17 protein-coding genes are annotated in these 18850 nt (G+C 57.3%); 3 read left to right on the forward strand and 14 right to left on the reverse strand.

Going from position 1 to position 18850, the window contains the following annotated elements:
- Positions 1-84 precede the first annotated feature (84 nt).
- Positions 85-1194: a sugar ABC transporter substrate-binding protein gene (locus LA5095_RS05385; protein WP_055112844.1), complete on the reverse strand. Its 1110-nt coding sequence runs from the start codon at positions 1192-1194 to the stop codon at positions 85-87.
- A gap of 247 nt (positions 1195-1441) precedes the next feature.
- Here LA5095_RS05385 and LA5095_RS05390 point away from each other — a divergent pair, with 247 nt between their 5' ends.
- Positions 1442-2074 carry a TetR/AcrR family transcriptional regulator gene (locus tag LA5095_RS05390; protein WP_055112846.1) on the forward strand — a complete coding sequence of 211 codons (633 nt, stop codon included), beginning with the start codon at positions 1442-1444 and terminating at the stop codon, positions 2072-2074.
- A gap of 69 nt (positions 2075-2143) precedes the next feature.
- Here the strand turns inward: LA5095_RS05390 and LA5095_RS05395 are convergent, their stop codons facing one another.
- From LA5095_RS05395 to LA5095_RS05435, 9 genes are all read right to left on the reverse strand, one after another.
- Complete coding sequence (locus tag LA5095_RS05395; RefSeq protein ID WP_055112848.1) at positions 2144-2971, reverse strand: inositol monophosphatase family protein; 828 nt, start codon at positions 2969-2971, stop codon at positions 2144-2146.
- Positions 2972-3399: 428 nt separating this feature from the next.
- The gene (locus tag LA5095_RS05400; protein ID WP_055112850.1) at positions 3400-4485 is read right to left on the reverse strand and encodes an ABC transporter ATP-binding protein; all 1086 of its coding nucleotides are present in this window, start codon (positions 4483-4485) and stop codon (positions 3400-3402) included.
- A gap of 14 nt (positions 4486-4499) precedes the next feature.
- Positions 4500-5225 carry an SDR family oxidoreductase gene (locus LA5095_RS05405; RefSeq protein ID WP_055112851.1) on the reverse strand — a complete coding sequence of 242 codons (726 nt, stop codon included), beginning with the start codon at positions 5223-5225 and terminating at the stop codon, positions 4500-4502.
- Between the two features lie 69 nt (positions 5226-5294).
- Positions 5295-6800 (reverse strand): ABC transporter substrate-binding protein, encoded by a 1506-nt coding sequence (locus LA5095_RS05410; protein ID WP_055112852.1) that lies wholly within the window; start codon positions 6798-6800, stop codon positions 5295-5297.
- Between the two features lie 52 nt (positions 6801-6852).
- Complete coding sequence (locus LA5095_RS05415; protein WP_029061138.1) at positions 6853-7695, reverse strand: carbohydrate ABC transporter permease; 843 nt, start codon at positions 7693-7695, stop codon at positions 6853-6855.
- Between the two features lie 32 nt (positions 7696-7727).
- Positions 7728-8624: a carbohydrate ABC transporter permease gene (locus tag LA5095_RS05420; protein WP_055112854.1), complete on the reverse strand. Its 897-nt coding sequence runs from the start codon at positions 8622-8624 to the stop codon at positions 7728-7730.
- 27 nt (positions 8625-8651) lie between these two features.
- On the reverse strand, positions 8652-9371 hold the full coding sequence (locus LA5095_RS05425; protein ID WP_055112856.1) for a class II aldolase/adducin family protein: 720 nt from the start codon (positions 9369-9371) through the stop codon (positions 8652-8654).
- Positions 9368-10189, reverse strand: a complete 822-nt coding sequence (locus LA5095_RS05430) for an HAD-IIB family hydrolase (RefSeq protein ID WP_055112858.1) — start codon at positions 10187-10189, stop codon at positions 9368-9370. The genes LA5095_RS05425 and LA5095_RS05430 overlap by 4 nt, the downstream gene beginning before the upstream one ends.
- 5 nt (positions 10190-10194) lie before the next feature.
- Positions 10195-11505, reverse strand: a complete 1311-nt coding sequence (locus LA5095_RS05435; protein ID WP_199485821.1) for an iron-containing alcohol dehydrogenase — start codon at positions 11503-11505, stop codon at positions 10195-10197.
- A 156-nt stretch (positions 11506-11661) separates the two neighbouring features.
- On the opposite strand from LA5095_RS05435, the gene LA5095_RS05440 reads away from it, so the two are divergent.
- Positions 11662-12651: a sugar-binding transcriptional regulator gene (locus tag LA5095_RS05440; protein WP_055404230.1), complete on the forward strand. Its 990-nt coding sequence runs from the start codon at positions 11662-11664 to the stop codon at positions 12649-12651.
- Positions 12648-14129 carry a xylulokinase gene (locus LA5095_RS05445; protein ID WP_055112863.1) on the forward strand — a complete coding sequence of 494 codons (1482 nt, stop codon included), beginning with the start codon at positions 12648-12650 and terminating at the stop codon, positions 14127-14129. The genes LA5095_RS05440 and LA5095_RS05445 overlap by 4 nt, the downstream gene beginning before the upstream one ends.
- A 10-nt stretch (positions 14130-14139) precedes the next feature.
- On the opposite strand, the gene LA5095_RS05450 is transcribed toward LA5095_RS05445, so the two are convergent.
- The 4 genes from LA5095_RS05450 to LA5095_RS05465 are packed head-to-tail and all read right to left on the reverse strand — an operon-like array spanning position 14140 to position 18848.
- Complete coding sequence (locus LA5095_RS05450; protein WP_055112865.1) at positions 14140-14958, reverse strand: TIGR01459 family HAD-type hydrolase; 819 nt, start codon at positions 14956-14958, stop codon at positions 14140-14142.
- Complete coding sequence (locus LA5095_RS05455; protein WP_055112867.1) at positions 14955-16214, reverse strand: FGGY-family carbohydrate kinase; 1260 nt, start codon at positions 16212-16214, stop codon at positions 14955-14957. Before LA5095_RS05455 ends, LA5095_RS05450 begins: the two co-directional genes overlap by 4 nt.
- Positions 16211-17281: a class II aldolase/adducin family protein gene (locus LA5095_RS05460; RefSeq protein WP_055112869.1), complete on the reverse strand. Its 1071-nt coding sequence runs from the start codon at positions 17279-17281 to the stop codon at positions 16211-16213. Before LA5095_RS05460 ends, LA5095_RS05455 begins: the two co-directional genes overlap by 4 nt.
- Positions 17265-18848 carry a glycerol-3-phosphate dehydrogenase gene (locus LA5095_RS05465; RefSeq protein ID WP_082442609.1) on the reverse strand — a complete coding sequence of 528 codons (1584 nt, stop codon included), beginning with the start codon at positions 18846-18848 and terminating at the stop codon, positions 17265-17267. The genes LA5095_RS05460 and LA5095_RS05465 overlap by 17 nt, the downstream gene beginning before the upstream one ends.
- Between the last annotated feature and the right edge of the window lie 2 nt (positions 18849-18850).

The raw sequence follows: 18850 nt of genomic DNA on the forward strand, positions 1-18850 counted from the left end.
TCTCACGGGCGATGCCTCGCTCCTCCACAAACAATCTCGATGAACTGCAAGGGTGGCCGCCACGCGGGCGGCCACCGCAACTGACTATTTGTACTGGATCTGGCCGTTGGCAGGCCCCCAGAAGTCCGTCCAGTCATATGTCGGGACATTTTCGATGTAGTTTGCCTTGAACGCCGCGGCATCGTCCGGTGTGACCATGATGGTCGGCCCGTAGAATTCACGATGCTCCTTGGGTTCTTCGGAAGGTTTGAAAGTGCCGATTGCGGCATGATAGGCGAGCGCCGCGGTGATACCACCACCCCAGTGCGGGTTGGTGAAGACAGTCGCAAGGATCCGGCCCTCGCGTACCAGGTCCACCGCCTGCGGGTTGCCGTCATAGGTTACAATCGGAATATCCATGCCTTCTGCGCGCAATGCTTCCAGAACCCCGTATCCGATCGTGTCATTTGCACAATGCACGCCCTTGATCTCGTCTCCATAGCGCGTGATGAAGGACGACATGATCTGGTTTGCCTTCTGCGTGTCCCAATCGGCCGGCTGGGCATCCAGAAGTTCGACATCGGGATAGTCGAGAAGCGCGGTCTTCAAACCTGCCAGGCGTTCTATTGCCGGATTGTTTGAGGCAATACCGCCCAGATGGACAACACCGCCCTTGCCGCCGATGGCATCCAGCAGAATACGTGCGGTCTGTTCCGCCGGTCCCTCGTCGGACCAGCTCATGTGGCTTACATAATTGTCGCCGAAATCCCAAGGGTGCAGATCATCGGTCTTGTTCCACAAGGTGGAAACATAGGCGCCGGCCTCGACACAGGATTCGACGACCGGACGCGCGTTCGGGGCGTCGTTGGTATCAATTGCAAGAGCCAGTTCGCCGTTGGTTTTGGCAAGGAGCGCCTTCACATCCGCAAGCGATTTTTCGGAAGACCCTTCGTTGATCAGATGAGTCAGGTCTCCCTTGGACTTGCCAAGACTTTCCACAAATGCCTCGCCACCGGACACGATCTCGTTCCAGTATGGGTTTGTGCGATTTCGATAAGACCACGCGATTGTCGGATCCGAATAGGTTGCCGCCTGCACAGGTGACGGACCAAACATGCGTGCTGCAGCCGCACCTGAAATTCCGAAGGCCGAGGCCAACAGAAAATTCCGACGCGAAACCGTTTCCTGCTCGATGAACTTCTTGATGAATGACATGTGGCTCCTCCCGTTTTTGGGCCTGCCTCGCCTTGAGACAATAGGCCCGCCTCGCTGCACACCAGTCGCGGAGGCCGCTTTCACAATGTGGGCAGCAACTACACCTTGATAGGTAACGCACTAGTTAGTTACTTACAATTTAACTTTCCTGTCAAGTGGGTTATAAGAGCCCATGCGGTATTGGTGGTTCGCTTGGCGCGAAACCTGTGCCAAGTTCAGGGTCAGGCGAAAGCGGGGGTGAATCGTGATGAAGGCAACAACGCGCAAAATTCGTGACGCGGATGCAACCAAGGCTCGCATTCTCGCGGCAGCGAAATCCGAGTTCGCGCGGGTCGGTCTGGGAGGCGCCCGGGTCGATGAAATCGCGGAAAGAGCGCAAGCCAACAAACGCATGATCTACCACTACTTCGGCGGCAAGGAAGATCTCTTCAAGGTTGTGCTGGAAGAAGCCTACCTGGACATCAGAAACGCAGAGCAAGCCCTTGCACTGGATCACCTTTCTCCCCGCGAAGCGCTTGAAACACTCGTCCGCTTCACATGGCAGTACTACCTCGACAACCCTGAGTTCATAACACTTGTCAACAGCGCAAACCTGCACCGCGGGCGCCACCTGGAAGGGTCGGAACGCCTTCGAGTCGCCAGTCGCAGGTTTGTCGAAATGGTGCGGGATATTCTGGAGCGCGGTGCCGGAGAAGGTACTTTTCGCACCGGGGTAGACCCGGTTCAGTTGAACATCACGATCGCCGCCATCGGGTACTACTACCTTACCAACAGGTTCACCGGTGCAGTCATGTTTGAGCGTGACTACATGTCTGAAGACGCTCTCGAGCAGCGGCTCGCCTTCAACATAGACACCGTCATGCGACTTGTTCTGGCTTAGAAATCGTCCACCTCAGCCCGACTGGTCCGTGATCCCGGTGGCCTTTTCGCTGGCGTGACCGCGGAGAATTTAAAAGAGCGCTTCGTGAATCTCGCGCCATGCCTCCCTGGAGCGCGCCAGTAGCAATCGGCCTTCGGTCATGTCCGGACGGTAAGGTGTCATCGTGTCCACCATTGCAGCGAAACCGCCCGCTTCCCGGTAGATCAGTTCACCCGCCGCATGATCCCAGGGCTTGAGCGGACCGGACATCGAAAAGTCAAGACTTCCTTCAGCGAGGATCCGGTATTCGTGACAAGCACATCTGTAGGACAGCACCCTTTCAAAGGCCACGAACCGGGTCGCGATCCTTTGCCGTTCCTCAGGCGTATAAAGACAATGCGGAACGGCTCCAATCATGTCGGCAAGGCCTTTCCTTTCGGGCTTCGAAAGATGTAGCTGCTTGCGTGAACCGTCGCGGGAAACGTGAAATGCGCCCTGTCCTTTGCGAGCTGTCGTGGCATCATCCATCACTGGATCATAGAGCGCACCAAACACCGTTTCCGACCGATGAACGACTGCCAGGATGACACCGAACAGCGGCAATCCCTTTGCGAAGTTCCAGGTGCCGTCGATCGGATCGATAATGACACTGAGCTCCGAGTCTCCGATCCGCTTCAGAACATTCGGATTTTCCGATACAGCCTCTTCACCCACGATTTCGGCATCGGGCAGAATTTTCGCAATGCCGGCGCTGATCATCTTCTCCGCGCCCTGGTCCGCGATCGTAACCAGATCGCTTGCTGACGTTTTGCTCGTGATGTCATCATGTCCGAGCGCCCGGTACCGAGGGAGAATTTCAGCTCTAGCAGTGGCGCGCAGAAGGCCTAGCAATTCCGATTCAGTCTTTTCCGAGATCATTTCACATCCATTTCGGGTCTTGTGCTGTGTGGACGAATTGACCCGGAACGGTTGCTCAGGGCCCGGGTTGTCTGAACGGCTAAAGGTTTACCGGTATTTTGGACGTCGGCTAAAGCACAAAGATGCGTGACCGGGACCGGACCTTGCCTCGACACTCTAGAATTCCGGCATGCTGCACCTGCTCGAGGAGTTGGATCCAGAGCATGATCCGCACGCAGGTCCTTTATGTTGGTGGCACAACATTTCCTGGAGCCATCGCGGAATTTCAACTCGCTTTGTGGAGACGAGACAACACGCCTCCGAGGTGCCGTGCGCGGTGCGGAGTGCACGGTCAAATGGCCCAAAGATCAAGACTGGATCTCCGCGGCACCATTCTTTTCATTCGTTGCGCTGCCAATCGGGAACCGCACCGTCAGCCCATGGCTCTGTTACCCAGCCGTCTGAGTTTCGATCCTGTTTTCTGTCTCTGCGTCGAAAAGGTGAACCGCCCTGGGAGGTATCGTCAGTTCGATGGAATCGCCTGCAACTGCGCCATTGTCCCTGGCCATTGTCGCGACCAGGTTTGCTGTCTCGCTCAGATCCACATGGATATTCACGTCAGCACCGGTCTTTTCAACCAGTTTGACCGTTCCTTTTATTTCGCCGCTCTTTGTTGTCACAAGGTCCGACGGCCTCAAGCCGCAGATCACTTTCTGACCCTGTTCCGCCTTCAGCCCAGTGTCTAGCGGCAGATTGATATGCGGACCGACAAAGTGCGGTTTCCCGTCCTCCGCCGTGATGTCACCCTCGACGAAATTCATCGAGGGCGATCCGATGAAATCTGCGGCAAATCGGGTCGCGGGCCGATCGTACAGGTCATCCGGTGTTCCGACCTGCTCAATCCGGCCGCCTTTCATCAGCACGATCTTGTCGGCCATTGTCATGGCCTCGATCTGATCGTGAGTGACGTAGACTGTTGTTGCCTTGAGCCGCTCGTGGAGTTGCCGGATTTCAACGCGCATGTGTGCCCTGAGCTTCGCATCGAGATTCGACAGGGGCTCATCGAACAGAAACACCTTTGCATCGCGCACCATGGCACGGCCCATGGCCACTCTCTGCCGCTGACCGCCGGACAATTCACGCGGGTACCGGTCCAGATAGTCTGTCAGGTTCAGGACTGCGGCCGCCTCGTTGACTTTCCTCTTGATCTCTTCCTTGCTCAGGCGCTTGACTTCCAGGCTGAACGCGATGTTGTCGAAAACCTTCATGGTCGGATAGAGCGCATAGTTCTGAAACACCATTGCAATGTCGCGGTCGCGAGGATGCACCTCGTTCATGACCTTGCCGTCAATGGTCAATTCACCGCCGGTGATGTTTTCCAGCCCGGCGGTCATCCTGAGCAACGTGGTCTTGCCACAACCGGATGCCCCGAGCAGCACTGCAAACTCACCGTCCTGAATTGACAGCGACAGGTCGCGCATGACTTCAACGGATCCGTAGGATTTGCAGATATTGTGATAGGCAACCTCGGCCATTAATGCAGATTTCCTCAGTAGCTTTGCCGCGTCGGTGTCAGGCAGATCTCCTGAACCAGGGCCTTTTGCGGCAATCGATAGGCATTGAGTATCAGGTCGGCGACGATGTCCGCACCGATACCACCACCCATCTTGACCTTGTTGTTCTTGTAGTTTTCAAGCGTTTCCTGATCCAGAACACCCGAAAGGACTTCAGTCTCAATCACACCTGGCGAGACAACGACGACGCGTACGTCATGCGCGGAAAGATATTCGCGCAGGCTCTCTGAAACCGCGTGAACGAAATATTTCGTGCCGCAATACACCGTGTGGTCGGGATAAACCTTGCGGCCTGCGATGGAGCTCATCATGACAAGCGTGCCCCGCTTGCGATCCATCATGCCATTCATCACCGCATGCACCGTATTCATCACACCCTTGGTGTTGATGTCGATCATCTCATCCCATTCTTCGGGAGGTTGCCGGCCGATATCGGCCAGACGGGCGATGCCTGCGTTGGCGAACATCATGTCAACCGGACCGAATTCGGCTTCAGCATCCCGTACCGCCGCGGCGATCGCGTTGCGGTCGCGCACATCCACCTGACGAAGAACCGCATTGGGAAGTCCGAGTGCTTCCATCCGGTCCATGCGTCGGGCCATCAAGAGAACAGGATGACCGGCAGCCGAAAAGGCGCGCGCGGTTGCTTCGCCGATTCCCGAGCTCGCCCCGGTTATTGCAACAAGTGGTTTATCTTCCACAGGATCCTCCCAAACCCAGTGTCCGGGAAGGGTGTTGCCACCCTCCCCTTTGCTTCTTGTCCGGATTGCTTATCCGGATACGATCTTGTCGACAGACACGGCAATATCGTCCATTGCCTCCTTCGGCGAACCGTAGTCGCCGGCAAAGTACTTGCCGAGCCTGACAGGGATCGTGTCGTTGGAAAGTTCCGCCCATTGCGGCAGATCCGGTTCAGAACCCATATCCATCGCGATCGTGTCACGAACGACGTTCAGGTGGCGTGTCGTGCCCGGCCCAACGCGATTGTTGGCTATGATGCGCGGATCATCATAGACGCTTGCGCGTGTCGGTCCTGTACCGCCGCCCAGAGCCGTGATGAGCACTTGCGTATCGTAACTCGTTGCCCATTGCATGAAGATCCAGGCTGCATCCGGGTTCTTGGAGTTTTTCGAGACCGCAAGCGACGAGCCGCCCTGGTGACCAACACCGGGGATCTCTCCAAAGCCGGTCTCGTCACTGGTACGCAGCGCGCGCGACGGTGGTGGACAGCGAACCGCTTCCATCAGGCCGGAGACTTTGGTTGCCGACGGATCGTCGAAATACGGGAAGAACTCGCCCCAACTCATCATCGACGCGGCAACGCCCTGGGCGACGGATTGCCCCTGGCCGTCCCAAGTCCAGCCGGTGACACCCGGTGGCATTGTTTTCCAAAGGTTGGTCCAGTACTCCATGGCTTCCAGACCGCGTTCGTCGTTGCCGGCGAACTTGCCGTCCGGGGTGAAGATGGAACCGCCATGTCCCCAGAGCCAGGCCGTCCAGTCGCACTCGAGGCTGTAGTGTCCCGATTTCATCTGTCCGGTTGAACCATAAAGATCCGGGCCCTTGGCATCGGTGATCGCCTTGGCTTGCTGGTAGTATTCCTCAAGCGAAGTCGGCGCCTGGAAACCCATTTCTTCCCAGATGTCCTTCCGGTACATCATGATGAAGATCGGAATGTCGTAGGGGACACCGACCCAGCGGTCTTCATACTTGGCGATGCCGTCGACAAGTGCCGGCAGGAAATCGTCGATGTTGTAATTCGGCATCGCAAGATCCGGCTTGGCTTCAATCTGCTCGCGCGGATCAAAGACATCCTGGCTCACCGAGGCCGCCCAACTCTGGTCAATGTAGTAAAGATCGTAGGTGCCAAGCTGCGAGGCAATGTCCAGCGTCATTTTCTGAAGAACCTGCTCAAGCGGCAGGACTTCGATCTCCACAGTCATTCCCGACGCTTCTTCGAAGTATTTCTTCAGCTGGCTGTTGATTGCATTTGACGGCGGAGTGGACTCGGTCGCCAGTTTCAAAGTTGTGCCTTTGAAGGGGCCGGATACGTCCTTGACCCACTTCAGAACCTCGTCGGATGGTCGCAGATCGTCGGCCGCGTTTGCAGCTGGCATGGACCCCAGTCCGAACGGCCGGCGCATACCCGCACCGAATGCTGCCGCGCTAAGCCCGAGCAGGCCGGCATTTTTCAGAAAAGCCCGTCGCCCCATTCGCCGGTGAACATAGGCGTCCACCATATTGGCCAGATATTGCTTCCTGTCAGAATCTCTCATGACTAACTCCTCCCATGGTACTTGAGTGATGGTCCCGTAAAGACAGTTTCTCCTATTGCTTGAGGGAACCGAGTGTCAGCCCGCGGACCAGCTGTTTCTGGACCAGCAGGATGAATAGGAAAGCCGGAGCCATGGCAGCCACTCCCAAGGCTGCCATGTTACCCCAGGCCGTGCCGGTGGACGTGACGAAGCTCGAGGACACGACCGGGACCGTCTTCAGTCCGGTCTGTGTCAACGTCAGAACAAAAATGAACTCCGTCCACGAAAAGATAAAACAAAGGACCGCGGTCGCCGCGATGCCACCCTTTGCCATTGGCAGAATAATCCGGCGAAAGATCTTCCAGCGCGATGCCCCGTCGACAATGGCGCTCTCGTCGATCTCCCTTGGAATGTCGTCGAAGAAACTCTTGAGCAGAAGAACCGCGAGCGGCAGGTTCATCAGCGCATGGATCAGAATGATGCCCGTGTATGAATCCATCAGTCCGATGTCCTTGTAGATAAAGAACATCGGTATCGCGACAGCGACTGGCGGCATCATTCTTGTCGACAGAACCCAGGCGACGAAATGATGTCTTCCGCGAAAGTCCATTCGGCTCAGCGCATATGCGGCGAAGGTGGAGATGGCAATGGCAAGGGCGGTGGAGAAGAGGCCGACGACAATGGAGTCCCAAAGGCGCGGTGCCATGTAGAAGTTTCCGCCACCCGGCAGCACTTCCTGCTGACGCAGGAACCCGAAGGAAATGCCGAACACCTCCTCAAAGTTTCTGAGTGTTGGCGTAAACGACCAGACAGTTGGTGGAACGGAAAAGATTTCCTTGGCTTGCTTGAAGGCCGTTGTTCCCCAGTAGTAGAGCGGAAACACGAACAGCGCGGTTATAAACCACGCGGCAGCCATGCGCGCATAGCGCCGATTTTTGCTTTCAACAATCACCAGCGCACCTTCGCAATCCAGATGAAGAGATTGGCAATCACCAGAATGAGCACCAGGCTCACAAGACTCAGCGTTGCTCCATACCCCCATTTGATAAAGCTGAACGTTTGCTGCCAGGCATAGAGGGAGAGCGTGTAGGTCGAGGTCCCCGGACCTCCGGAGGTCATCACGAACATGTAGTCGAACGCCCGGAACAGATCGATGCCCCGGATCAGAACCGCAACGGCGATCACCTTGGACATCATCGGCAGCGTGATCCGGCGGAACGTCTGAAATGCCGATGCGCCATCCAGCATGGCCGCTTCATACGGTTCCTGGGGAAGTGATCTCAAACCGGCAAGAAAGATCAGTACCATGAAAGGTGTCCACTGCCAGATATCGGCCAGCATCACACCTGCAAGGGCCGTCGAACTTGTTGCAAGGATCGGGTTCTGACCGCTCAGGATTCCCATGCCTTCGAGTATGTAGGTGAGGACACCGAACTCGGGATCTTCAAGCAGAAGAAACATCATGCCGGTAATCGCCGGCGGGATCACGAGCGTCAGCGTGAGCAGGCCTCGCAACAGCCCGAACCCCGGCTCGTCGGAATCCAGAAGAAGAGCAATGAACATCCCCAGCACGATCTGGATTGCCAGGAGGACGAAGAAATAGGTGAAAGTGACGGATAGGGCTTCCCAGAACCGTGGATCTGCAAACAGATTGTTCCAGTTCTCCGTTCCAACATAGACCAGCTGTCGCTTGAAGGGCGCATATTCGTGAAACGAAAGCCAGATGTTGTAAAACAGGGGATAGATGGTGAAGACCATGAGCATGGCGACCAGTGGCGCAAGCCAGGGCACCGGGCTATCGCCCGTGATATAGCCTCGCAATCCTCTGGTTCCTACAAACGCCATTCCGACCCTCCCCTGATCATGGCTTCATCACTTCTTCTTCGCTGCCGGCTTTCTGGGGGCCCTGCGCTTGGGTTTCGGTTTTTTGTCCTTGTCTGAATCTTGAAGGCCGTAGCCGGCGAAACCGCGATGCGTGTCGTCAATGGAGGCATCGCTCAGCAGAACAGGGCCGCCGATCGCAAGGCTCAGGTAGTATTGCTTTGCAATTGTCTCGAGTTCGATTGCACGCCACATCGCCTTGGCAAGGTTTTCGCCGATGGCAATCATGCCATGGTTTGCAAGCAGGCAAGCGGTCCGGTCGGTCATGGCGTCGATCGCCAGTTCCGACAGGTCTTCGGACCCGAAGGTTGCGTATCCGGCGCAGCGCACATTGTTGCCACCGAACGCCGCGATCATGTAGTGACAGGATGGAATTTCCTTGCGGGCGATCGCCAGCGTCGTGCAATAGGTCGGATGGGCATGAACGACCGCACCTGCATCCGGACGTCCGCGAAGCAGCTTCTGATGAAATCTCCATTCCGTCGACGGCTTCAACGGTCCATCATAACGGCCACTGGTATCCTCCAGCCCAACGGAGGCGATCATCTCGGGCGTCATCTGATCATAAGGTGTTGCCGACGGAGAAATCAGCATTCGGTCCTCGAACCGAACGGATATGTTGCCGGATGTCCCCTGATTGATACCGCTCGAGTTCATTTCCCGGCACCGTGCAATAATCTCTTCGCGCAGAGCCAATTCGGCCTTTTTCATGCACTTATTCTCCTGTCTGATAAAGTCTTAGCCGCAATCAGCACTTCCGCGATTTCGGCAAAGCCGTCTCCGCCGCGCTCCGAAGCGATCCAGCCCGGCTCCGCCTCGATCCGGCCCTGAAAGTCCAGAACGTTGGCAACACCGCATGCATTTGGAAAATATCCGAACATGGGCGCATCATTCGGACTGTCGCCGCAAAACACGATCCGGTCTTTTTCGGCCTCTAGGTCGACGGCAAGCACATCTGCCGCGAACCTGCGTGTCATCGTAAGCTTGTCGTAGGACCCGTACCATCCGTTGACGTGAATGGAGGAGACCTTGGCGACCGCCCCCTCTTCTTCGAAGATCGCCTTGATCCGGTCGACGTCTTCGCGGCCCAGCGGCGGGACATCTTCACAGAAATCGATGGCAAGGTCAGCTTCGCGAAACGGCTGGTCAGCCGAGACGGCCGCGCCGGGCACCTCGCTCAAGATGCGTTCAGCGATCTGGGCGTAGCGGACCTGATTTTCGCGGCGGATCGCGTCGCTGGCAGCAAATACCCGGGACATCTTGCGGGCATTGCGGTCATAGGCGTAATAAAGCGCGCCGTTTTCACCAACGACACCGTCGACCGGCCAGAACCGTGCAATCATGTCGCACCAGCCGGCCGGGCGGCCTGTAATCGCAGCCACGCGAAAGCCTGCAGCCTTGAGTTTCTCAAGCGCCGTGTAGGCGTTTGACGGCAGACGGCCGTCGGTTGTCAGCGTATCGTCGATATCTGCCATGACTGTGTGGATGGAAGCTGCCGTCTCAGCCGGCATCTTGTCGAGTGGCCGCATACCGGTCAGACCTCCCTGTCCGCAAATGCGTCAAGAAGGCCCGCATCACATGCCAGATCGGCAAACGAGAACCGGTTTCGCATTTCGTGTGCGTGCCGCACCGCCTCGCGATAAAACCCGGATGGCAGCCCCAGTTCCGACCCGCTTGTCGCTCCGTTGACCTGTTTGAGTTTCGCAACCATGGCATCGACCGGATCAATCAGCTTTCGGCAATCCTCGCGCAACTGTGGCCAGATTTCCTGCAGCCGTTCATTCAGACGGGCCGCGCCGTTTTCGTCCAGTGCCTTTTTCCGGTATTCAGCCTCGCACTGTACAGCAATTTCCGGCCCCATGCGGCGCGCCATGTCTTGTCCGTCAACATGCGTCGGGCGTATTTCCGGGGGGCTTTCCTGGTCAAGAAACCACTGTTGAATGCGCCCCATCGTCAACGTCGCAACGCCGACCTGTTCGCCGTGCAACGTTCCCTGGTGCCGGTCACCGGCAAAACAATCGATATAGTGGGAAATCTGGTGCTCGCCCATGGACCCGTGATTTGAAACACCGGTATGGGCGACACCTAGCCCCGACATGACCAGAGCTCTCACAAGATATCCGACCGCCGTGATGTTTCCCTGTTTCAGTCCGTCCGCATGGGCTTCCAGCAGTCCCTTGTCATGCTCGCTGATCAGGTAGGGTTCATTCCAGAACCGGCTGCCCAGCAACTTGTGGGACATCCACCAGTCGATCCTTGCGACGCTGTTGCAAAGACAATCACCGAAGCCGGCCGCCGCCATCCGGGCCGGAGCCTTCGCGATAACGCCAAGGTCGAGAAAAACTCCCTTTGGCGCATGCGCAGGCAGCGAGATCTTCAAGCCGCTTGGCAGCCCCATGGAGGCGGTCGTCGACGCGTATCCGTCCATCGAGGCCGCGGTTCCAAAGACGCAGTACGAACGCTTGTTTCGAGCCGTGACATATTTGGTCAGGTCGTTCACGGTGCCGGAGCCGACCGCAATGACGGACGAAAAATCCTGCAAACGCGATGCCAGTGCATCTGCTTCGGAAACAGTCGCATGCGGTTTTCCGTTGAGGATGACTTCGTTGACCTTGAACCCGCCCTTGGTCAGGTTTTTGGCAATCCGTGATCCGGCAGCGTCCCAAGTGTTGGCATCGGCGACCATCGCGGTGAAATCGCCGATGCCTACGGAGCGCGCGAGGTCCGCCTCTGCTCCGTCAATAGATTCAGAAATCAGGATTTTGTCGACCGGCGCCCTCGGACCTGCTTCGCCGGTTTCCGGATTGACCCAGCGCCCCTGGTAGACGTCTTCAATATGCTCCATCCAACCGTTTTGCGGTCGTTCTGCTAAAGATGAAGTCTGATGACTAATTGAGGACATTCCAAACCCTTCAACTCACAAATGACAAATGACAGCATCTATTGACATTTGTCAAATCGAATTTCAAACTTCAGGGAACGCAAAGGCGACAGCAAGACGATGTCAGACAAACAAATCGACGGATCAGACGCGGAAAATGTAAGATTTGTCGAGGACACCACGGCCTGGGCGACGTGGCTCTACTACGCCGAGTCTCGAACTCAGGCGGAAGTGGCAAAGGCGTTGGGAGTGTCCCGGGCGTCGGTGGCCAACTATCTCGCAGATGCACGCAGGCGGGGGCTCGTTACCATAAGTCTTGCACCAGACCTTCTTGAGCAGGCGAACTTGAGTCAGAGGCTCGCAGCCCGTTTCGGATTGAAGGGCGCATTCATTGCACCGCATGTCAGTGAAGAAGACGGCGACCCGACCTTGCTTCGAAAACGTCTCGGGATCGCCGGAGCGCAGATCCTCCTGTCGCGTTTGCGAAAAGACATGACACTCGGCGTGGCCTGGGGACGCACGATGCTCGAGCTCGCAAATGCGCTCCCGGAGCGCAGCCAGGAGAGCCTGCGTGTCGTGCAGGTATCCGGGAGTTCACTTGGGGATGACGCTTCGTCGCCGGAAGCCTGTACGCTTTTCATCGCAAACCGGCTTGGCGCAAGATGCCACAATTTTCACGCACCCGCTGTTGTCACCACTCCGGAACTGCGCACGGCACTGCTTCAGGAGCCATCACTGAAGCGCCATTTTGAACGCGTTCACAGCTGCTCCACGGTTGTTTTCGGTGTCGGCGAACTCAACGACGAAACCAGATGGGCCGACGGCAACAACCTGATCCAGCCATCTGCCGAGGACTACATGAAAGCCGGAGCCGCCGGCATCGTCATCGGCCGGTTTATCGATGCGCAGGGTGATGCCCTGGAAGGCGCGCTCTCCGGCCTTCAGATCGGCATGGAACTTCAGGACCTGAAAGCCGTACCGGAACGCATCTGCGTCGCCGGTGGCGACGAAAAACTGGATGCGCTGCATGCATGCCTCACCGGAGGCTATGTCACAGATCTGGTAACTGACAAGGCAACTGCCGACCGGTTGTTGAGGGAGGACAAATGACAAAAGACCTGGTTATCGGGCTCGACAGTTCAACGCAATCGACCAAGGCAGTCGCCTGGACAGCAAAGGGAGAGCCCGTGGCGGAAGGACGTGCCTCGATCCCCTTGTCCCAACCTCAACCGGGCTGGGTTGAACAGGATATCGAGGACTGGTGGTCTGCTGCCTGCTCCGCCCTGCGTCAGCTGGCAGGTGAACTGGACATGTCCCGTGTCGCGGCACTGGCAATCTCCAACCAGCGGGAAACGGTTGCCTTTGTCGATGCCAATGGCAACGCGGTTCGCCCTGCGGTGGTCTGGCTGGATGAAAGGGCCAGGCATGAAGTCGACCTTCTTTGCGAGGAGATCGGAAAAGACACATTGCACAGTGTTTCGGGAAAACCGGTCGACATTACGCCGGTTATTTTCAGGCTGTCCTGGTTCCGCCGCAACCAGCCTGACATCATGGACCGGACCGCCAGGTTTGCCGATGTTCATTGTTTCCTGAGCGGACGACTTACCGGAAACTGGACGTCGAGCTGGACAAGTGCAGATCCTTTCGGCGTACTTGATATCCAGAGCATGACCTGGTCCGGGAATTTCCTCGACCACTTGGGAATAAATACGAGACAGCTGGGCACGCTCGCGCGTCCAGGCACGCTTGTTGGAAAGATCACTCCGGAAGCGTCAGTCCAGACTGGTTTGCCGGTGGGCTTGCCGCTCATTGCGGCCGGCGGGGATGGTCAATGTGCCGGACTGGGCGTCAATGCGGCCCGCGAGGGTGTGGTGTATCTCAACCTGGGAACCGCGTTGATTACCGGGGCCTGGGCACCTGATCCCATGATCAGTCTCAACTGGCGCACGATGACGTCGCCGACCGGAAACGGCTATTTTCTGGAGGGCTGCCAGCGTGCAGGCGCTTTCCTGCTCAACTGGTTTGTCGACACATTCGCCGGGGGTCGTGACGACCCGTCGGTCTTTTCAAAACTTGAGGCAGAAGCGGCACAGATCCCCATCGGCTCCGAGGGTGTTACGGTGTGCCCCTATCTGACCGGCTGCATGGATCCGCACTGGGATACCGGCGCGCGGGCCAGTTTCAATGGACTGTCTCCGAACCACGGGCTGGGCCATCTCTATCGCGCTGTCCTGGAGGCCATGACCCTGGAAAGCGCGCGAGCGATCTCGTCGATGAAGAAAAGTGGCCTGAAGATAGAAAAGATCGTTGCAGTCGGCGGCGGGGGCAACAGCGCCCTTTGGACACGAATGTTCGCGGACTCAACGGGCCTGCCTGTCCATGTTTCTCAAAGCCTGGAAGCATCCTCGCTTGGCGCGGCCATGAGCGCCGCCTACGGAGCTGGCTGGTTTGAGACGCTGGATGAGGCAGCCGCTGAAATGAGTGAAGAAAGCGCGCCTGTCATGCCGGATCCAGGTTCGTATCAGGCGTGGCGCGAGCTTTCAGATCGACAGTTTGCAAGCTATCGACCGGAATACAGGAACGTGTAGTTTGCATTCTTCAATAACGAAGAGCGTCGATTGAAAAATCGGGCTCCGTGTCTTGCGACGCGCCTTGTGCCTGAACACCGCTTGCAATCAGCAATGTCTTGCAGCCGACGCGGGCCGCTCCCGCGATATCATGGTGATGACTGTCGCCAATCATCAGGACCCGGGACGGGTCTGGATTCCCGAGAGACTGCAGAGATTTGAGAAAAATTTCCGAACCGGGTTTTCCAGCGAAGGTTACATCTCCGCCTGCCTCGGCGTAATCGGCGGCAACAAGCCCAGGTCCAAAAGCAGCCTTGCCGTGCGAATAAACCATGTGATCCGGATTTGCGCAGATCGCCGGAATGCCGCGCTCGGCCAAAGGCTTCAGCAGTTGCAGATAGTCCTGGCGTGACAGTTCTTCGGGTTTGAGGCCGGAAATGAGAACGAGCCGGGTCGAGGAAGCGACCTCGTTCAACGCCACAAGTCCGAGGCCTTCCAAAACAGTGACGTCGTTCTCGCGTGTGAGATTCAGGACGGCATCGCCGGGGGTCAGGTCACCTTCTGCCAGCATGTCGACAATCCGGCTTCGTGCCACCATTCCCGATGTGACAATGTCTCCGATCAGGTCGGCCGTGAAACCGAAGCGATCAAGTCGTTTCCTGTTGGGCTCTTTCATGCGCCCTGAATTCGTAATCGCAACGACCGGCGTACCGCTTTGCGCCACTTTCCGAAGGCATGGCAAGGCCTCGGGAAATGGTTCATTGCCGTCGTGAAGAACGCCGAACTGGTCGATCAGAATACCATCGAACTGATCCAGAATGTCTCTCAGTCCCGAGATGTCCCGGCTCATGTCTGACCCTTCAGGAATGTCCAGGCGATCCGGGCGGATCCGGCTGCCGCCTCTCCCGATGCAACCGCAGCTTCGGGCGCATTCAGCAGGCGTGTGCGCATGCGAGTCCAGATCCTGTTGCCCGCGCCTCCCCCGACGGTCCGGATGGATGTCAATTTTGGCCCACCGAGCTCGGCAAGCCTTTCAAAACCGAGCTGTTCGATCTTCGCAATCCCTTCCAGCAATCCATGCAGAAACGCTTGCGGCAACTCCGGTCGCGGATCAACCCGAGGCTCAAGGTCCGGATCGTTCACCGGGAACCTCTCTCCGGGCCCCGGCAATGGATAGTAATCGAACCCGCTTGGAACATCCGGATCGATCAGGTCACTCAAACTGCTGATCTCGTCAGGAGTAAAATGGGCAGCAAGTGCCCCGCCGCCACTGTTGGAAGCACCGCCCGCCAGCCATTGACTACCGATACGATGACTGTAGATCCCGAATTCCGGTGCGAAAATTGGCCGTTCTGAAAGTAACTTCAGCGTCAATGTCGTTCCAAGTGCAGTCACCGCGTCTCCGGGTCTGGAGGCACCTGTCGCCAGAAAGGACGCACACCCATCGGAGACACCGGCAACGATCGGTATGCCTGACGGCAAACCAAGAGCACCAGAAGTAACGCCGGTCTTCGTACCCGTCGCAACGACGTCCGGCAACAGTTTCATTTCGATACCCGTTGCGGCCATCCAGTCCGGCCACGCTCTGGCAATCGGGTCGTATCCCGTTTTGAGCGCATTGCTTTCGTCGCTGGGCAATGCTTTTCCGGCAAGTCTCTCGGCGATCCAGTCTGCCTGATGGGTTATGCGCACGACACCCGGCCTGGTTTGCAGCGCGATGGATCGTGAGAGCGCCGAGCTTGGTCCGTGAGCTGCGCTCTGCCGGGGCGCGACCTGTGCAATTGCTGCAGGGATCGCCGGATCATCGACAGCGTCGTTATACATCAGCGCTGTACCGAGCGGCTGATCATCCTGGTCAAGCGCAAGCACGGTACCCGAAGTTCCGTCGACACAGATTGCATCAATTTCCCGCGGATCGATTGTCTGAAGCATTGAGGACAATGCTTCCGTCAACGCCCGCGACCAAACCGCTGGATCGTGTCGAGGTCCCGTGGAGAGATCCATTGCCGCCTTGGTGACGACGACGACATTGAGGTCGTGTGAGAGCGCGGCAATCCGGACACCTGACGTGCCCACATCGATCCCCAACGCAAGACGCTGGTTCATGCGCTTGCACTTTCAGTCGTGTTCAGGGCCTGACGGATTTTTTCCGCGTCCCAGTTGATCAATTCGTCTTCCTGGAGATCGGTAAGGCGTGTCACTTCGGAGCCGGGAGCTGCACGCACCAGAACATCGCCAAAGGCACGCACCAGGGTCAACGTCGCCGCATTCGAAGCAGCGGGCACCGCGACGCCCTTCCCGGGGCAAATGACAAGTTTGCGTTCCGACCGTCCTTGCGAACCGCGTTGTGCCGCTTCGTTAACCGTTTCGGCATCCTTGGCAATCACACAGCCCGGTCCGAGAAAAACGACATGATCGGGATAAAGCGAGTTGCCGGACGCAATCTCGAGAAGATTATCGTCAAAAGCAATGGCCTGCGTTGTCTGAAACGGTGCCGCGATCCAGCCGGTATCCTGCAGGGACTGAACCCAGTCTCGATCCGGCTCTGCCAAAGCAACATCCACGGCAGGCTCGAGTCGCCGTGATACTTCCAACAGGCATATTTTGGCTTCAATTGCACTCGATCCCGTAGCCACCAGACCATGATTTCCCAGGATCAGCACCCTGGTGCGACCTGTGGCGCGTGCCATGATCGCCCGCGCAAGATCCAGCCCCGGCTTCTGATAAGGTATGAAAACCGCATCGAGATCCGCAAGCTTGTCTTTAACCAGATCTTCCGCATCCGATCGAATGGCAATGGCAATTGTCGCGACACAATGCGTGTGCAGGACAACCGGACTGTCGAGAAGCGCGTGAACAGAAGTCTCAATAGAAGAGTGAAGGTCGGGCGCGCCCTCCACCGAGGCAAGAAAGCTTGCCGTATCGGCCGCGCGCTCGTCCCCGGTTTTCAAGGCAGCTGAAAACCGGTCTGCATGAACGGGAACCATGATATCGCGCTCGTCAGCATCGGCAAGCCAGGTACCGGAAGCCTTGATCCACATCCGTCCGTCTTTCTTGAGCGATGTGTTGCCACCTGGTCCTTGCACCTGCAAGGGGTCCTTACCCAGTTCGGTGGAAACAGCACAGAGACTTTCAAATTCCCTGCCGCGTCGCAGATCAAGAAACGGGTTCATGGATTGCCAGCCTTTTATCCAACCAGACTTCAAAACCGGACTTTTCTTCTGGGGTCAGAAACAATCCGTGTTTGGTACGGCGCAGCAGAATGTCTTCAGCGCTGACCGCCCATTCATTCTGCAACAGCCAGACCGCTTCGCGTTCAAAGAAACAGCTCCCGAAATTTTGACCAAGATCGGATAGCTCATTCACACCATCAAGCAGCCTTACTGCATCGGTCCCGTAGCAATGCCCCAGATGGCGCAGCAGTTTCTCCGGCAAAAACGCATACCGTTTTTGAAAGCCCTTGAACCATACCTCAAATTGCTTGTCGGGAAGATCTCCACCCGGAAGCGGGGTCTTCGCCGTCCAGGATCCGGCCATCTCCGGAAAAAAGGGCGCCAGCATCTGCAAGGCCTGTTCGGAAAGCTTCCGATAGGTTGTCAGTTTTCCGCCGAAAGCCGACAGAAGCGGCGGCAATGCGCTGTCAGGTTCCAGCGACCCATCCAGCTCGAATTGATAATCGCGGGTAACAGCTGATGCGCTTTTGTTTGCGTCGTCGTCAAAGAGAGGCCGTACGCCGGAATAGTCGAAGAGCACATCTTCGGGCTTGAACGTTTGATCAAAGTAGCTTTCGAGGATACCGAGCAGATAGTCGATCTCGGACGCGTCGATCTCGACATCTTCAGCCCGGCCCTCAAACGGAATGTCCGTGGTGCCGATCAACGCCATGTCGTCAAAATACGGATTGACGAAAATGAGACGCTTGTCGGGTGCCTGCAGCACATAGCCATGGTCGCCCTCCCACCATTTGGGAAGAACGATATGGCTCCCCTTGACCAGACGCACGCTCATGCGGGAATTCACCCCCGCAACCTCGCCGATGACCTTCTCGACCCAGGGACCGGCCGCGTTGACAATCGCCTTTGCGAACACGACAGAAGGGCTACCGGGATTGTCGCTCTTCAATTCGGCGCGCCAGACTTTTCCGTGCCGCCGGGCCGACAGGCACGCCGTCCTGGTAAAAATCTGGGCGCCGCGGCGGGAAGCATCCACCGCATTCAGGACGACGAGACGGGCATCATCGATCCAGACATCCCAGTAGCTGAAACCCTTCCGGAATTTGCCTTTCAGCCGCTTGCCCGCAACGTTCGAGCCGAGATCCAGGGAACTGGAGCCCGGGACCCTCTTTCGACCACCCAGATTGTCATAAAGGAAAAGACCCAGCCGAATGAGCCATCTCGGTCTCTGTTCGGGACTGTGGGGAAGCACAAGCTGCAGCGGCCAGGAGAGATGCGGCGCTGCTTCCAGCACGACTTCACGCTCATTCAGTGCTTCGCGAACAAGCCGGAACTCGTAATACTCCAAATAACGAAGACCTCCGTGGATGTATTTCCCCGATCGTGACGAGGTCCCTTCACCCAGATCGCCTTTTTCGCAAAGGATGACAGACAATCCGCGCCCGGCCGCATCGCGGGCGACACCTGCACCGTTAATTCCACCGCCGACAACCAGAAGATCCACGGGACGCTCTGCGGATCGTCCCGCCGGTTCATACTTGGAATGGTCAGGTGTCAACAGGTTCATCG

This window comes from Roseibium album (assembly GCF_001404515.1).
Classification (GTDB): domain Bacteria; phylum Pseudomonadota; class Alphaproteobacteria; order Rhizobiales; family Stappiaceae; genus Roseibium; species Roseibium album.

Bases quoted from the DNA above. Each gene is read 5' to 3' on its own strand.
- LA5095_RS05385 (WP_055112844.1), bottom strand. From the start codon at position 1,194: ATGTCATTCATCAAGAAGTTCATCGAGCAGGAAACGGTTTCGCGTCGG.
- LA5095_RS05390 (WP_055112846.1), top strand. From the start codon at position 1,442: ATGAAGGCAACAACGCGCAAAATTCGTGACGCGGATGCAACCAAGGCT.
- LA5095_RS05395 (WP_055112848.1), bottom strand. From the start codon at position 2,971: ATGATCTCGGAAAAGACTGAATCGGAATTGCTAGGCCTTCTGCGCGCC.
- LA5095_RS05400 (WP_055112850.1), bottom strand. From the start codon at position 4,485: ATGGCCGAGGTTGCCTATCACAATATCTGCAAATCCTACGGATCCGTT.
- LA5095_RS05410 (WP_055112852.1), bottom strand. From the start codon at position 6,800: ATGAGAGATTCTGACAGGAAGCAATATCTGGCCAATATGGTGGACGCC.
- LA5095_RS05415 (WP_029061138.1), bottom strand. From the start codon at position 7,695: ATGGCTGCCGCGTGGTTTATAACCGCGCTGTTCGTGTTTCCGCTCTAC.
- LA5095_RS05420 (WP_055112854.1), bottom strand. From the start codon at position 8,624: ATGGCGTTTGTAGGAACCAGAGGATTGCGAGGCTATATCACGGGCGAT.
- LA5095_RS05425 (WP_055112856.1), bottom strand. From the start codon at position 9,371: ATGAAAAAGGCCGAATTGGCTCTGCGCGAAGAGATTATTGCACGGTGC.
- LA5095_RS05430 (WP_055112858.1), bottom strand. From the start codon at position 10,189: ATGCGGCCACTCGACAAGATGCCGGCTGAGACGGCAGCTTCCATCCAC.
- LA5095_RS05435 (WP_199485821.1), bottom strand. From the start codon at position 11,505: ATGGAGCATATTGAAGACGTCTACCAGGGGCGCTGGGTCAATCCGGAA.
- LA5095_RS05440 (WP_055404230.1), top strand. From the start codon at position 11,662: ATGTCAGACAAACAAATCGACGGATCAGACGCGGAAAATGTAAGATTT.
- LA5095_RS05445 (WP_055112863.1), top strand. From the start codon at position 12,648: ATGACAAAAGACCTGGTTATCGGGCTCGACAGTTCAACGCAATCGACC.
- LA5095_RS05450 (WP_055112865.1), bottom strand. From the start codon at position 14,958: ATGAGCCGGGACATCTCGGGACTGAGAGACATTCTGGATCAGTTCGAT.
- LA5095_RS05455 (WP_055112867.1), bottom strand. From the start codon at position 16,214: ATGAACCAGCGTCTTGCGTTGGGGATCGATGTGGGCACGTCAGGTGTC.
- LA5095_RS05460 (WP_055112869.1), bottom strand. From the start codon at position 17,281: ATGAACCCGTTTCTTGATCTGCGACGCGGCAGGGAATTTGAAAGTCTC.
- LA5095_RS05465 (WP_082442609.1), bottom strand. From the start codon at position 18,848: ATGAACCTGTTGACACCTGACCATTCCAAGTATGAACCGGCGGGACGA.